Annotated in this window: 8 protein-coding genes; 7 read left to right on the forward strand and 1 reads right to left on the reverse strand. The window is 35.0% G+C overall.

Features of this window, described 5'->3' with window-relative positions; all coding sequences use genetic code 11:
• Window positions 1–27 precede the first annotated feature (27 nt).
• On the reverse strand, window positions 28–3,957 hold the full coding sequence (locus tag DM444_RS21340) for a hybrid sensor histidine kinase/response regulator transcription factor (protein WP_111290457.1): 3,930 nt from the start codon (window positions 3,955–3,957) through the stop codon (window positions 28–30).
• Between the two features lie 394 nt (window positions 3,958–4,351).
• Between DM444_RS21340 and DM444_RS21350 the strand changes: the two genes are divergently transcribed.
• The 7 genes from DM444_RS21350 to DM444_RS21380 all read left to right on the forward strand — a co-directional run bounded on the left by DM444_RS21350 (window position 4,352) and on the right by DM444_RS21380 (window position 16,241).
• The gene (locus DM444_RS21350) at window positions 4,352–7,357 is read left to right on the forward strand and encodes a SusC/RagA family TonB-linked outer membrane protein (RefSeq protein WP_239455762.1); all 3,006 of its coding nucleotides are present in this window, start codon (window positions 4,352–4,354) and stop codon (window positions 7,355–7,357) included.
• A gap of 18 nt (window positions 7,358–7,375) precedes the next feature.
• On the forward strand, window positions 7,376–8,899 hold the full coding sequence (locus DM444_RS21355; protein WP_111290460.1) for a RagB/SusD family nutrient uptake outer membrane protein: 1,524 nt from the start codon (window positions 7,376–7,378) through the stop codon (window positions 8,897–8,899).
• Between the two features lie 277 nt (window positions 8,900–9,176).
• On the forward strand, window positions 9,177–10,352 hold the full coding sequence (locus DM444_RS21360; RefSeq protein ID WP_111290461.1) for a cellulase family glycosylhydrolase: 1,176 nt from the start codon (window positions 9,177–9,179) through the stop codon (window positions 10,350–10,352).
• A 303-nt stretch (window positions 10,353–10,655) separates the two neighbouring features.
• On the forward strand, window positions 10,656–11,690 hold the full coding sequence (locus DM444_RS21365; RefSeq protein ID WP_111290462.1) for a glycoside hydrolase family 43 protein: 1,035 nt from the start codon (window positions 10,656–10,658) through the stop codon (window positions 11,688–11,690).
• A 217-nt stretch (window positions 11,691–11,907) separates the two neighbouring features.
• Entirely contained in the window at window positions 11,908–13,722 is a 1,815-nt protein-coding gene (locus tag DM444_RS21370; protein ID WP_111290463.1) for a glycoside hydrolase family 2 protein, read from the forward strand.
• Window positions 13,723–13,981: 259 nt separating this feature from the next.
• Window positions 13,982–15,004, forward strand: a complete 1,023-nt coding sequence (locus tag DM444_RS21375; protein ID WP_111290464.1) for a glycoside hydrolase family 43 protein — start codon at window positions 13,982–13,984, stop codon at window positions 15,002–15,004.
• 58 nt (window positions 15,005–15,062) lie between these two features.
• The gene (locus DM444_RS21380; RefSeq protein WP_111290465.1) at window positions 15,063–16,241 is read left to right on the forward strand and encodes an aldose epimerase family protein; all 1,179 of its coding nucleotides are present in this window, start codon (window positions 15,063–15,065) and stop codon (window positions 16,239–16,241) included.
• Window positions 16,242–16,372: the final 131 nt, after the last annotated feature.

Genomic DNA, 16,372 nt, shown 5'->3' on the forward strand with positions numbered 1-16,372 from the left:
TCATTATCTAATTGACACATTTTCTAATTATCTATTCGCATTGATATAATCCGTTGGTGACATATTAAAATGTTTTTGGAAATTTCGACCAAAACTCGTTTGCGATTTGTAGCCTACCATTTCTGCAATTTCGTACATTTTATAGTTTTCATTCAATAACAATTCTGCTGCTCTTTTGAGACGGACAATATTGATTAATTCGTTCGGACTCAGATTTGTAATGTCTTTGATTTTTCGGTATAAAGTCGAGCGGCTCATATTCATGATTTCGGCTAGTGATTCTACACTTAAATCCTGATCGGTGATGTTTTTAAGGATTTCGTCGTCTAGTTTTTTGAGGAATTTTTCGTCTGTTTTGTTGTGCGCAATGCTTTTAATGTGCGAAAGCGGAGAACTCGCATAATAATTCATGATCTGTCTTCGGTTTTCGATCAAATTATGGGCTTGAACTTTCAAATAATCCATCGAAAAAGGTTTTGCAACGTAAGCATCTGCACCAACTTCAAGTCCGTCGATTTGTGATTTTAATGAGTTTTTCGCCGTCAATAAAATCACAGGGATATGACTCGTTTCTAGATTTGTTTTGATCTTTTTGCACATCGTAATTCCGTCCATAATTGGCATTGTGACATCAGAAATTACGAGTTGAATGTTTTCATTATGAATGATTTTCAATGCTTCTTCACCATTTTCTGCTTTTAAAATAGCGTAAGTTCCTGCCAATTCCGTTGTAATAAAACTCAAAAGATCTTCATTGTCTTCTACAACTAAAATCTGCGCTTTTTCGTTTTTAATTTCAACTGGTTCTTTTGGCGTTTCGTTTTCTGTTTGCTCTTTTTCAGAATCAGCATAAAGCATAAATTCTTCTTCTTGATGCAATGGAACGACCAATTCGAAAATATTGTATTGAGAATCTGCAACCAATTCTAAACTTCCATTGTGCAATTGTGCCAGCGAATGTGCCAGCGAAAGTCCAATTCCTGTTCCTGAAGCCGTACTGCTGTCGTCAACTCTAAAAAATGGCTCAAAAATTTTGTCTTTTAAATGAATCGGAATCACACTTCCATCATTTTTTACGATTAAAGTCAGTTTCTTTTCATCTCTAAATAAAGAAATGGAAACTTTTTTGTTCGAATATTTAATCGCATTATTGATCAAATTGCTGAGAATTTTCTTGAAAGCTTCTTTGTCCACAAAAGCATGAATGTCTTTTTCTCCCAATTCCAAATCAAATTCAAGTTCGCGTTCTTCAATTAGCTGACTGAATCTTAAATGAAAATTTCGAACCATCGAAGAAATATTCGCTTCGACGAAAGTCAATTTCAAACCGCCAATTTCCGATTTTCTAAAATCAAGCAATTCATTTACCAATTTCAATAAACGAGAAGTGTTTTTCTTCATAATCGAAAGATGCTGCGGCACTTCTTCCGATTCGTATTTCATTCCTAAAAGCTTTTCCAATGGCCCTTTAATCAAAGTCAGAGGCGTTCTGATTTCATGGGCTACATTCGTAAAAAAGTCAATTTTTGCCTGATAGATTTCTTTTTCTTTTTCATCATTCAAATGCTTTATTTTACGGTTATTCTTAATCTGTGTAAGATTTTGAGAGTAGCGAATGATATAATAAAAACCAGCGCAGATTAATAAGAAATAAAGCAAATAAGCATAAATGCTCGCATAAAATGGCGGAAGAATTCGGATTTTAAGTTTTACTTCTTTGCTCCAAACGCCAAAACTATTCAAGGATTTTACTTTAAAAACATAATCGCCAGGAGCAAGTTCGGTAAAGAAAACTTTATTGTTTCTTCCTAAATAAACCCAATCATTATTTACATTCTCCAATTGAAACCAATATTCGGTCAATTCTGGTGCAGTGTAATTTAAAGACGCAAATTCGAGATTGAAAGACGACTGACTGTTATTTAATTCCAATTCGTCAAGAAAAGAAATAGATTGCGAAATAGGCGAGTCGGGGCTATTTACTTCTATGTCCTTATTATTAATCTGAAGATTGGTAATGTAAATAAAAGGCGTGTATTTGTTTTTGCTGAAATGCTTCGGATTAAAACTGATCATTCCGTTCAAGTTTCCAAAATACATATCGCCGTTTGCATCTTTAAAAGCCGAATTGTAATTGAACTGATCGCTCAGTAATCCGTTTGCGGTGGTAAAAATCTTGATCGTTTTATGATCTGGACCAAATTTCACCAAACCTTTAGAAGTCGTTAACCAAAGATTTTTAGAATCATCTTCTAAAATAGAATAGAAAACGTTGCTTGGCATTCCATTTTTGGTCGTGAATTTGGTAAAAGTGTGATTTGTTCTGTTTACCAGATTTAAACCATTTTCTGTTGCAATCCATAAGTTTCTCGAAGAATCTTCAAAAATGGCATTGATGGTATTATTGCTAATTCCTTTTGGATTTTTATAATCATACGTAAAAACCTCTTTTTTCTTCGTTTTTGGATTATAAAACAACAATCCGTCGCGGTAACTTCCTGCCCAGAGATTACCGTCACTGTCTTCCTTCATATTGGTATAATGATAGGTTTCTGGGAAGAATTTCAGTATTTCAAAATTATCTGCTTGTTCGTTATAACGGTAAAGCCCCGATGTAGTCACTACAATCAGGTCGTTATTCTTCATTTCATAAAAAGAAAAAATAAAGTTGCTATGTAATCCGCTTCGTCCGTCATTTGCGCTGTAATGCTTTAGAATCGCACCTGAATTTCGGTCTAAAACATCCAAACCATGCTCAAAAGTTCCAACCCAGATTTTGTCCTTTCTTGGCATTAAAGCATGAATATTATAATAAGAAACATTATAAGAAGTAAATTTTTGCGTCTTCGGATCAAAACGATTTACGCCCGCATCTTCCGTTCCAATCCATAAATCGCCGTGATCGTCTTTATGAATTTCTCTTACTGCGCTTCCGCTAATGGAGTTTTGATTGTTCTGTGGAAAATACTTTTTAAACTGTGTGTATTGTTTTTGATGGTAATTGACACCGCCAAAATACGTTCCAATCCAGATTCCGTTTTCTTTATCAATAGTAATAGAGTAGGCCGCATTGTCTGAAATCGCATACGGATCGTTGTAATTTTTTTTAAGATTTATAGCGGTTTTAGTTTTCAAATTATAAACATAAACTCCAGATTCGCTCGCAATCCAGAGTTCGTCGTTTCCTTTCTTTCTGAACTGACGCACAAAAACAGGTTCTTTAATGCCAAATTTCAGCTCGCTTGTCGTTTTGTCTTTTCTATTATATAGGAGTACGCCGTTGTCTTGTGTCCCAATTACAATATTTTCCTGATCTACGGCATAAATAACTGTAATTCTAAAATTAGCTTTATTCGCTGGCGGATTAAGCGGAATATTTTCAAAAGAAAGGTTTTCTTCAGAATAATGATAGATTTTATTTAAAGAAGAAGCCCAGATTTCGCCTTTATAATCTTTCGTAATCGAAGTCGTAATGAAATATTTGTTTGGATTGAAAGTGGTTGTTTGCTGCTTTTTTGGTGCATACTTATACAAAATGTTGCCGGAAACAAACCAAATGTTGTCTTTTTGGTCGTGATTGATGTCATTTATACGATCATTTATGGCTTCATTCAAAATGGTGAAACGATCCTGTTTTTTATCATAATGATACAAACCTTTATCAGTTCCAACCCAAATAGTGCCATTATGTTCGTGAAGTGATTGAATATAATTGCTTCCTAAACTATGAATAGGATCTCCGCTGCTTCTATAGGTTTTAAAACGATAACCATCAAAACGGTTCAATCCATCTTTGGTTCCAAACCACATAAAACCGTCATTATCTTGTATTGAGGTCAAAACGGTGTTGTTTGAAAGTCCTTCTTCAACCTGAAAATGTTTAAAATAATACTCTTGCGCATTCGAAAAATTTATCGAAAAAATGCTGAAACATAAAAAAAGAAAGAATTTACGCATAGTGCTGTTTTTTAAGCTAAAATCTAGTTTTCTGCAAATCGTCTCAATATTCTACAAAATGTTGCAGCTGAATGAAAACGGACTGTTTTTAATACAATTTGAATCATTTAAGATAGATATTGACACAAATGAAGCATTTTATTTTGAATAAAAAGTGCCTACTTTGAAAAATCAAATAAATGATATTGATAATTTTTTAAGTCTAAAAATGTGCTATCAATAAAATTAAGTTTGAAAAACTAAACCATTAATAATTTTGAAACAAAATGAACAATTTATTATTACCAGATAATATTGATTCTTTTTTTGTTCGCATCCCGGACGATTAAACAATTCAATATTTCATTAAACCAAACCACAAAAAGAAATAAAACTATCTAAAATGCAAAAATCAATGAAAACAACGTTCACTCACTTTTTAACAAAGAGATATTACCTCTTGGTTTTCTTTAGTTTATTACTGCAGTCCGCTTTTGCCCAACAGATTACTGTGACGGGAAAAGTTACAGCCGCCAATGGGGAATCGATTCCTTTTGCGAATGTTTTAATAAAAGGAACCCAAAATGGCGCCGTGACTGATTTTGACGGGAGTTATAAAATTGCTGTCGGCGGAAACCAAACATTAGTTTTTAGTTCGCAAGGCTATAAAACAACAGAAATTGCGATCAACAACCGAACTTCTATAAGTATTATTTTAGAAGAAGATGCAATGAAACTCGATGAAATAGTTGTAGTAGGTTATGGATCGCAACAGAAAAAAGATCTTACAGGAGCAGTTGCTTTAGTAAAGCCAGAAGAAATCCAGAAACGACAAATCACTACAGTTGCTGACGGATTACAAGGTTTAGTTACGGGAGTTAAAGTTCGCGGTGGCGGACGTCCGGGACAAGAAGCAAGTGTAGAAATCCGTGGATTAAAAAATCTTCAAAGTTCTAATCCATTATATGTAATTGATGGTTTAGTAACTTCTGCAAACAGAGATTTTAACCCTAATGATATTGAAAGCATTCAGGTTTTAAAAGATGCATCGGCAGCAGCAATCTATGGTTCTCGTGCTGCAAATGGTGTAATCATTATTACGACTAAAAAAGGTAAAAAAGGTCCGCTTCAGGTTGAAGTATCTGCAAAAACCAGTTTTACAACTATGCCACGTTATGATTTGATGGAGACTGATGAGTTTGCAAAATACAACAACATGGCTTATGATAATGCTGGATTGCCAAGACAGAATCTTAACATGGCTGTAAATACAGACTGGCAAGATGCAACTTTTCAAACAGGAATGATGCAAGATTATAATGCGAGTTTTTCTGGCGGAAATGAAAACTCTACATTTTTTATGTCTGGAAATTATTTTGGAAATGAAGGAACTGTCATAGGAACCGATTTTGATAGAATTTCATTCCGCGTAAATTCAAGCGGTACAAAAGGAATTTTTAGTATTGGAGAAAACTTAGCAATCAGTAATTCTAAAACAGATGAAATGTCTGGAAATCCAATTATTGATGTTTATAGAATGACACCAACAATTCCGCTTTACGATCCTACTAATTGGGGAGGATATGGCTACGGAAAACAAGGAGTTGCAGATACTTTTGGTACTAACCCTTTAGCAATTGCTGATTTTGCAAATGTTATTAATCAAAATTTTAGAATTAGAGGAAATATCTGGTCAGAGTTAAAATTTGCTCCTTGGTTGAAATACCGTTTCAATTTTGGTTATGAAACTAGTTTCGACTCTTATAAATTTTTGAGAAAAGTGGGAAGCTGGACTTTAAATCAGCCGCAAGATCCTGCTTTGACAGATCAAAATAAAGCGAGATCAGAAACAATGTTGTTCGAAAATACATTGACTTTCAAAAAAGAATTTGGCAAACATGATGTAACTGTTTTAGTAGGACAGACTTACCAAAAAGATAAATATGATATTATTTATGGTCAAAAGAGAAACCTTCCAATAAATTCAGCAACAGGGCAATATTTTGAAGTTTTAGATTTAGGAACTGATCCTGTAGTTGGAGGAAGTATATCTGAAGCAGCTTTAGCGTCATATTTAGGAAGATTAGAATACAACTATGATAATCGCTATTTATTTAATGCAGTTATCAGACGTGACGGATCATCAAGATTTAGTGATGAAAACAAATGGTCAAATTTCCCTTCTGTTTCTGCAGGATGGAGAATTAGCAACGAATCTTTCTTTAAATCAGATTTTATTAAAGATTTAAAATTAAGAGGAAGTTATGGAGAATTGGGTTCAGGAAATATTGGAAATTACGAATACAAAAGCTTCGTTAATACAAACGGATTGATTGTTTTAGGTAATGGACAAAACACATACAATTCAGCAACACAAGTTAAATTAGCAAATCCTGAACTTCGTTGGGAAAAATTGAAACAAACCAACTTGGGATTAGATCTTGGTGTTTTAAATAATGATTTACGTTTAACGGCAGATTACTTTATTGCTCGTACAGAAGACGTATTATTTGGTTTCCCAATTTTATTAACTACAGGAAACGATGGAGGAAATCCAATTTCTAATGCTGCAACGGTTGAAAACAAAGGTTTTGAATTTGAATTGGCTTACAGCAAAAAAATCAATGAATTGTCTTTCAATGCTTCTGTAAATTTCACCAAAGTTAATAACAAACTGGTTTCATTAGGTAATGGACAAAACGAAAACTACTCTGGAAATACGGTTACAAGAGCTGGTATGCCAGTAGGAATGTGGTATGTTTTGGAAACTGATGGATTGTTCCAAAATCAACAGGAAATTGACAATTATAAAAATGCTGATGGAAAAGTAATTATGCCAAATGCTGTTCCTGGTGATATTCGTTTTAAAGATAACAACGGAGACGGACAAATTACTAACGAAGATAAAGCGGTTGTGGGTAGTCCTTGGCCAGAATTTGAAATGGGATTAAATGCTGGGGCAGAATATAAAGGTTTTGATTTTTCTATGAACTGGATTGCTTCTCACGGAGCTACTGTTTATGACGGATTTAGAAGTGTTGTAGATCGTTTTGATGACAATAGTAACTATAGAAAAGGAATCCAGCCTTGGACACCTGAAAATCCAAATACTGATTTTCCTAGAATTACAAAAGGTTCAACATTAAACTCAAGAGGAGATAGCGACAGATTCTTAGAAAACGGCGATTTTATCCGTCTTAAGTACATTGGGTTTGGATATAATATCCCGCAAAGTGTTTTAGATAAATCTGGTATTACAAGAGCAAGATTAACATTATCAGCTCAAAACGTTATTACAATTACAAAATATAAAGGTTTAGATCCTGAGTTTAGTAATGGAAATATTTTTGAAAGAGGTGTTGATAACGGAGCTTTCCCAAATTTACAGACGTATTCATTTGGTGTTGAGTTTAGCTTTTAATTTTAAAAAAATAGCATAATGAAAAAAATAGCAATAATAGCCGTAGTTTCTCTAGGTCTCTTTTTTACTGCATGTGAAAAAGAACTTGATTTCGACAGCCCTAATGAAATACAAGTAAGTCAATATTGGAAAACTGAGAGCGATGCACAAGCTGGTGTTAACTCTATTTATGCCATGTTTTATAAAGATGGTTTATGGGCAAGATGGATGTATTTTCGTTTAGATTTAACTTCAGACGAAGGTTATAGCGTTAGTCCGTGGACAGAATTAGCAGACTGGACAAGATTCAATTATATCAATTACAATTTCTGGGAAGGAAACGCTGTAACTTGGAGAGATACCTACAAAGCGGTTTTTAGATGTAATCAGGTTTTAGCAAATGTTCCAAATATTACGTTTCAAAATGAAGACGATAAAAAGAAAATTTTAGCGCAAGCTAAATTCTTTAGAGCATTACACTATTACTATGCAGCAATTCTTTGGGAAGATATTCCATTGGTTTTAGAGCCATCGTTGCCATCAGACTTGCCACAGCAAAGAAAACTAGCCGAAGTGTGGACTCAAATCGAAAAAGATTTGAATGAAGCTTATGAAGATTTACCAAATGATTGGGCAGATGATCAAACAGGTAGACCTGATAAAGGTGCTGTAAAAGCTTTTCTAGCAAAAGTATATATGCAGCAGCACAAATGGACTGAAGCAAAAGGCGCTTTAGAGTATTTAATTTCTGGTGCAGGTGCTAAATATAGTTTAGTGTCAAATTACCGAGACAACTTTACGGATGTAAATGAAAATAACAGCGAATCTGTTTTTGAAATCCAATTTGGAGATCAGAGAAAAGGAGGAACAGGAGAAGATCAAAATGCTGCTGTTTCTAGCAATCGCAGTCAATTTTTTGCTCCAAGAGGAATTGGATGGTCAGATGGTCAGGCTCGTATTTGGTTGGTAGATGCTTTTAAGCAAGAAAACACCAAAGACGGAAAACTGGACGAAAGATTAAGATGGACTTTATATTATCCTCAATTATTAGCAGATTTTGGAGATAAAACATACGGAAAAGACTGGGAATGGAATAATAACGAAGCTTGGTTCAGAAAAGGAAGCCGTGATTACTACAGAAATAATGAAGATTATTACAGCCAAGTAAACTACAGATTGGTTCGTTATGCTGATGTTTTATTGCGTTATGCAGAAGTTTTAAACGAATTAGGAAGTACTGCTGAAGCATATCAATATGTTGATTTAGTAAGAGCTCGTGCAAACATGAATACGTTGGCAACAGCGCATCCAGAAATTGGGAACGATCATGATAAATTCTTAGAGCGTCTAAAAATGGAAAGGGTTTTAGAATTGGCTGGCGAGAGTGTTCGTTGGGAAGATTTAAAACGTTGGGGAGATTTAGATACTCAGGCTTCTGTTGATAAGATTGCGGTTCGTGATCCTGATTTCAAAAACTTTACAGTTGGAAAAAATCACAGATTGCCAATTCCACAATCAGATGTAGATAATAATCCAAATCTGGAGCAAAACTCTGGATATTAAATTACGGATTGGATGGAAACAAAGATAATTTCATTCAACAAGTAAAATCTAATTTGATCTGCTAAAATCTTTTAAAATCTGCGTGAAATACTTTTTTGCATCCATTTTTCACGCAGATTTATACAGATTAAAGCAGATTTAGAGAGATTTAAATTAAGCCTGAAGAATAGAAAAAATCACTCAATGAATTAAAACTGAATTTTTTGAGGGAATCAGAAATACAAAATCTGATTCCCTTATCATAAAGAACTATTGTTCAAAATAAATAACATTTAGAATGAAGAAAGTAAAATTGTGTCTGACATTTATGTTAGCAGGACTAGTATTGCTTAGCTGCAACAACAAAAAAAGTAATCCTGAAGAAAAGAAAAGCGAAACCACTTCAGTAGAAAAAAGAGAAATCTGGACAAAAGATCAGGCCAATAAATGGTACGCAGCGCAACCTTGGTTGGTTGGAGCAAATTATTCTCCTAGCACAGCTATAAATCAGTTAGAGATGTGGCAGGAAGATACTTTTGATCCAAAAAGAATTGATCAAGAATTGGGTTGGGCAGAAGGTCTTGGAATGAATGTAATGCGCGTGTATTTGCACGATTTATTACATCAGCAAGATGCCGAAGGTCTTTACAAAAGAATGGACACTTTTTTAGGAATTGCAGATAAACACCACATCAAAATTCTTTTTGTTTTGTTTGATTCTTGCTGGGATCCGTTTCCTGCTTTAGGAAAACAACGCGCGCCAAAACCGCATACGCATAATTCTGGTTGGGTTCAGGCTCCAGGGCAAAAAGCATTACAGGATAAAACACAATATCCTCGTTTAGAGAAATACGTAAAAGAAACGGTAGGAAAATTCAAAGATGACAATCGTATTTTGGGTTGGGATCTTTGGAACGAACCAGATAATATGACTGGACCGTCTTATGAAAAAGTAGAAATTAAAAACAAAGCCGATTTAATTCTGCCTCTTTTAAAAGACATTTTTGTTTGGGCGAGATCAAGCAATCCATCTCAGCCATTAACTTCAGGAGTTTGGGTTGGAGATTGGAGCGACGAAGCTAAAATGAAACCAATGCACAAAATGCAAATCGAGCAGTCTGATATTGTTTCTTTCCATAATTACAACACGCCTCAGGATTTCGAAAAAGTAATCAAAGAATTGCAACGTTACGGAAAACCATTATTGTGTACAGAATATATGGCAAGACCAAATGGAAGCACTTTCGAAGGATTCTTGCCAATTGCGAGAAAATACAATGTTGGTATGATCAACTGGGGATTTGTTGACGGAAAAACACAAACGAAATACGCTTGGGACAGTTGGACAAAAACATACACAGCAGAACCAAAAGTCTGGTTTCACGAAGTATTGCATACAGACGGAACTCCATACATAAAAGCAGAAACTGATTTGATTAAGAAACTGACATCTGAGGCGAATAAGAAAAATTAGACAATGTGTCAATTTGATGATTAGATAATTGTTTTTGCTACAGATTGTACAGATTTTTAAAACACATAGAAACATAGTTTTGCTTTGTCTAAAAAAGGCGTTTCACTTATTTCAATGCACATAGCTATGTGTGAAAGCTAGCTTTTTCTCTAATCTTAACAAAGAGTAATTAAAAATCTATGTTTCTATGTGTTTAATTTTCAATAACAGATTTAATCATTTTAATCTGTGAAATCTGTGGCAAAAAATAGAATTAGTGAAAATTAGTGGAATTCGTGGCAAAAAAAATAAAACCTAATGACAATGAAAATACACAAAATAAAACAGCTCCTTTTGTCGATGGTAATTATTGTCGGCTTTTCAGCGAAAGCGCAACAGCCAGATCCGCCTGGACAAGTGAAGGGAAATGAAAAACCGAAAAACGAAGCCTATCTTTTTGCGCACATGACGCATAACGATTACGGCAGATTATATTATTCTGTTAGTTTGGATGGACTTCATTGGGAAAACCTGAATAACGGAAAACGCGTTTTTGAAGATTACAAAGGTCATCCAGATATCTGCAAAGGACCGGACGGAAAATATTATATCGCTGGAAATACTGGAGATGATGCGAAAAGTATCAATATTTGGGTTTCAGATGATTTAATTACTTGGAAAAAACATTCCGATTATACACCAGATTTAAAAAGCACACCAGATTATTCAAACGCTTTACAGCGAATTGGTGCGCCAAAATTATATTACGATGCACCTTCTGAAAAGTTCATCATGACGTGGCATACGCCGCATTTGGAAGGAACAAAGGAAGATGGCGAACGTTATTGGGCAAGTCAGCGTACTTTGTATGTTTTGTCTAAAGATCTAAAAACTTTCGAAGGAACGCCAAAACGCTTATTCGATTGGGATATGGGAACAATTGATGTTTTTATTCGTAAAGTTGGCGATTCCTACTACGCCGTGATTAAAGATGAAACGTATCCAACTTTGTATTGGACAACCGGAAAAACCATCCGAATTGCCAAATCAAAATCCCTTTTAGGACCTTATTCTTTGCCTCAGCAATCTATCAGTCCAAACTTCAGGGAAGCGCCAATGTTAATTCCTTCTCCAGATGACAAAATATGGTACATGTATTACGAACAATATCCAGGAGTTTCGTACGGATTATCAATAGCAGATAACCTAAACGGACCTTGGTTTCAAGCCTCAGGCTACACTTTTTTCTCAGATTGGGACAAATACAGTCTCCCAGAAAAAGTGCGCCACGGCTGTATGATTACAATCTCTAAAAAAGAATACGACAGTTTAGTGAAGAAATTCGGAAAGAAGAATTAAGATGGAAGTTTTAAGTATTAAGAGCAAGTGAGGAGTGCTTAGGAAAAAATCTTAATACTTAATACAAAAATCTTAATGCTACTAAAAACTTGGTTAGTTAAGTTAGTTTAGTTCAGTAATTATCGGGCTTATGTGGAGATGAGCCCGGTAATTCATTTTGATTTAGAAAAAACATCACGGCATTCATTCAACAATTAATGCCTAATAAATATAAAGCATGAAGAGAAAAAGTATCCTTTTTTTAGCCTTGTTTTCGGTCTTTGCAGCAAATGCACAATGGAAACCTCAAGGAGATAAAATTAAAACAAAATGGGCAGAGCAAGTCGATCCAAAGAAACCATTGCCTGAATATCCGCGTCCGATTATGGAGCGTGGCCAATGGAAAAATTTAAACGGCTTGTGGAATTACAGCATTCAAGAATTCGGAAAAGCAGCGCCTTCAAAATACGACGGACAAATTCTGGTTCCGTTTGCGGCAGAATCTAGTTTGTCTGGCGTAATGAAAGAAGTTGGTTCTAAAAATGAACTTTGGTACGAAACTAATTTTTCAATTGAATCTGGCTGGAATGGCAAAAACATTCTGTTGCATTTTGGTGCTGTCGATTGGAAAACTGAAGTTTTTATCAACGACATAAAAGTGGGTTCTCATACTGGCGGATATACGCCGTTTTCATTTGACATTACGCCATTCATCCAAAAAGGTAAAAATCAAAAATTGGTTGTAAAAGTTTGGGATCCTTCAAATGACGGGCCGCAGCCAAGAGGAAAACAAGTTAAAAACCCTGAAGGAATTTGGTACACTCCCGTTACAGGAATCTGGCAAACCGTTTGGATTGAACCTGTAAATGCTAAAAATATTACAGAATTAAAAACAACGCCAAATATTGATCAAAATACCATCAGTATTAAAGCTGAGGTAAATGGAGCAGAAAAAGGCGATTTAGTAGAAATTTCAGTTTTAGACAATGGAAAAGAAATTGCCAATCAAAAGTCGGTTGTGGGCGAAAGCAATGATATTGTTTTGAATAATCTGAAATTATGGTCACCAGAAAGTCCATTTTTGTATCAGACAAAAATTCGCTTAATCAGCAAAAATAAAGTCGTTGATGAGGTGAAAAGTTATTTTGCTATGCGTAAAATCTCGTCTAAAAGAGATGAAAACGGTATTATGAGAATGCAATTGAATAACAAAGATTATTTCCAATTCGGACCTTTAGATCAAGGCTGGTGGCCAGACGGACTGTATACGGCGCCAACTGATGAAGCTTTGAAATATGATATCATTAAAACGAAAGAATTAGGTTTCAACATGATTCGTAAACATGTAAAAGTTGAACCAGAGCGCTGGTATACGCATTGCGACCAAATGGGAATTTTGGTTTGGCAAGATATGCCAAGTGGAGACGATCAGCCGATTTGGCAAAATAGAAAATACTTTGAAGGAACAGAATTACAACGTTCTGCAAAATCAGAAGAAATCTACAGAAAAGAATGGAAAGAAATTATGGATCATTTGTATTCTTATCCAAGTATTGTCGTTTGGGTTCCGTTTAATGAAGCTTGGGGACAATTTAAAACCGTTGAAATTACAGAATGGACGAAAAACTACGATTCGAGCCGTTTAACGAACTCTGCAAGTGGAGGAAATCACTTTCAAACGGGAGATATTTTAGATCTGCATAATTATCCTGGTCCAGAAATGTATCTTTATGACGCAAGACGAGTTACGGTTTTAGGAGAATATGGTGGAATAGGACTTCCGCTTGAAGGACATTTGTGGAGAGCAAATGACAACTGGGGTTACATTAAATTTAAAAATGCAAGTGAAGTTACCGCCGAATACATAAAGTACGCTGAAATGCTTCGAAAATACGTTAAAACGGGATTCTCTGCAGCAGTCTACACTCAAACAACAGATGTTGAAGGTGAAGTAAACGGTTTTATGACTTACGACAGGAAAGTGGATAAAATGGATTTTAAAGCTGTCAACAAGATAAACACGGAGGTTATTAATGCTTTGAATGTTAAATAATTTTTAAACACATAGGCGTTTGGTTTGTCATCTCGACGAAGGAGAGATCACACAAGAAACTCCGCACAGTATGTCACCAATTTTTATCGAATCCCTAGTGTGATTCCTCGTTCCTCGGAATGACAAAAAGATGCCGAACAGCTTTGTGTTCTTCGTCTTCTTCTAAAGTGACAAAGCTAAGAAAAAACCTTTGTGAACTTTGCGAAAAACCTTTGCGCCTTTGCGTTAAAAAACTCTAAGAGCCTAAAATCAATAAAAAATGAAAAAATATCTAATCCTTTTTCTGTTCACAACAATAAGTTTTGCACAACAGAAAACATTCACAAATCCAATCCTGCCATCGGGAGCAGATCCTTATAGCACGTATTACAAAGGCTATTATTACTACACGAACACACTTGGAAACAAATTGGTTTTGTGGAAAACAAAAGATCTTTCGGATATCAAAAATGCAAAAAGCAAAGTCATTTGGATGCCACCAAAAGGAACTGATTACTCAGCTGAAATCTGGGCGCCAGAGTTTCATATCATCAATGGGAAATGGTATTGCTATTTCGCGGCTGATAATGGAGATAACAACAATCACAGAATGTATGTTTTAGAAAATAAATCATCAGATCCGTTTAAAGGGAATTTTGAGTTTAAAGGCAAAATCGCTGCAAAAACCGATAAATGGGCAATTGATGGAAATGTTTTCGAATATAAAAAGCAATTGTACATGATTTGGGCAGGCTGGGCAGGCGACAAAAACGGTCAGCAGAATATTTACATAGCTAAAATGAAAAATCCACTAGAAATTGACGGCGATCGTGTTATGATTTCTGCGCCAACAAATGATTGGGAAACGCACGGTGCGTTACACGACGATGTAAATCCGCCGCAAGTTAATGTGAATGAAGGGCCGCAATTTTTGGAAAGAAATGGCAAAATCTTCATTGTTTTTTCTGCCAGTGGCTGTTGGACAGATTTCTATGCTTTAGGATTATTGAAATTCAAAGGCGGAGATAATTTGTTAGATGCTTCGGCTTGGGAGAAAGCTCCAGAACCAATTTTCAAGCAATCAGAGAAAGATAAAGTTTACGCTCCAGGGCATAATTCGTTTTTTAAATCACCTGACGGAAAAGAAGATTGGATTCTATATCATGCCAATTCAAATCCGGGTGAGGGCTGTGGGAATAAAAGATCTCCAAGAATGCAGAAAATTAATTGGGATGCAAACGGATTTCCAGTTTTGGGCGAGCCTGTGAGTGAAGGAACGCTATTAGCTATTCCATCAAAATAATTAGAAAAGATTTTAAACCAGAGAATGAGATTGCTTCGTTCCTCGTAATGACATAAAAATGAAAAACATTCAAATAGCTGCAGTTTTGTTGCTTGCGTTTTTTCAATTCAATTGTAGAAACAGCAAAAAAGACGATTCGGCTTTAAAAGAAAATACCGAAATCAAATTAGATTCCGTAAAAACGGTTTTAGAAACTAAAAACTTCGACACGATAATCGATGGCAAAAAAGTCAGTTTGTATTGGATCGAAAACAAAGGTATAAAAGCTGCTTTTACCAATTATGGCGGGCGATTAGTAGGTTTGTGGATTGCAGATAAAAACGGAAAACAAACCGATGTTGTAGTTGGAATGAACAGCGTAAAAGGTTTTAAAAACTCGACTGAACCTTATTTTGGGGCTACGATTGGAAGAGTTGGCAACAGAGTTGCATTAGGCAAGTTTACGCTTGAAGGCAAGCAATATCAGATTCCGTTAAATAATGGAAAAAATGCTTTACACGGTGGTGTAAAGGGCTTTCAAGATGTAGTTTGGAATGCGGAAAAAACAGATGAAAAGACTTTGGTTTTTACTTATGTTTCTCCAGATGGCGAACAAGGTTTTCCAGGAAATCTGAATGTAAAAGTAACTTATACGCTTACAGATGATAATTCAGTGAAAATGGAATATGAAGCGACAACGGATAAAACGACAATTGTAAATCTAACCAATCATGCTTTTTTCAATTTAAATGGAGAGGGAAGCGGAACGATTTTAAATCATGAATTACAGATTTACGGAGATAAATTTACACCTGTTGATGAAGGTTTAATTCCGAGTGGCGAATTAAAATCAGTAAAAAATACACCATTTGATTTTACTTCTAAACATACTATTGGCGAAAGAATCGAAACTAAAGACGAACAGCTGAAATTTGGAAAAGGTTATGACCACAATTATGTGCTGAATACAGACAAAAAAGATGGTTTTGTTCAAGCCGCAACGATTAAAGGCGATGTTTCAGGTATTACTTTAGATATTTATACAAAAGAACCTGGACTACAGTTTTATAGCGGAAACTTTATGCAAAGTAAAAATACCTTTAAATCAGGTGCTAAAGATGATTTTAGAACTGCTTTTGCTTTAGAAACACAGCACTTTCCAGATGCTCCGAATCAGCCAAAGTTTGCTCCGATTACTTTAAAAGCAGGAGAGAAGTATCATACAGTTTCTTTGTATAAATTTTCGATCACAAAATAATGTTTTTCGCAATTATTTCCACGATTTCGATACCCTAAAAATCGAATTAAAAATACAGTTTTAAAAACAAAAAAGTAATCAAGATTTTGTTGTGATTTATTTAAAAAATGGCGCAATTTCTACTATAGGTT

The organism is Flavobacterium ginsenosidimutans, from assembly GCF_003254625.1.
In the GTDB taxonomy this organism is placed as follows: domain Bacteria; phylum Bacteroidota; class Bacteroidia; order Flavobacteriales; family Flavobacteriaceae; genus Flavobacterium; species Flavobacterium ginsenosidimutans.

Excerpts from the sequence above, each read along its gene's own strand:
- DM444_RS21360 (WP_111290461.1), top strand. The coding sequence starts at position 9,177 with ATGAAGAAAGTAAAATTGTGTCTGACATTTATGTTAGCAGGACTAGTA.
- DM444_RS21350 (WP_239455762.1), top strand. The coding sequence starts at position 4,352 with ATGAAAACAACGTTCACTCACTTTTTAACAAAGAGATATTACCTCTTG.
- DM444_RS21355 (WP_111290460.1), top strand. The coding sequence starts at position 7,376 with ATGAAAAAAATAGCAATAATAGCCGTAGTTTCTCTAGGTCTCTTTTTT.
- DM444_RS21340 (WP_111290457.1), bottom strand. The coding sequence starts at position 3,957 with ATGCGTAAATTCTTTCTTTTTTTATGTTTCAGCATTTTTTCGATAAAT.
- DM444_RS21380 (WP_111290465.1), top strand. The coding sequence starts at position 15,063 with ATGAAAAACATTCAAATAGCTGCAGTTTTGTTGCTTGCGTTTTTTCAA.
- DM444_RS21370 (WP_111290463.1), top strand. The coding sequence starts at position 11,908 with ATGAAGAGAAAAAGTATCCTTTTTTTAGCCTTGTTTTCGGTCTTTGCA.
- DM444_RS21375 (WP_111290464.1), top strand. The coding sequence starts at position 13,982 with ATGAAAAAATATCTAATCCTTTTTCTGTTCACAACAATAAGTTTTGCA.
- DM444_RS21365 (WP_111290462.1), top strand. The coding sequence starts at position 10,656 with ATGAAAATACACAAAATAAAACAGCTCCTTTTGTCGATGGTAATTATT.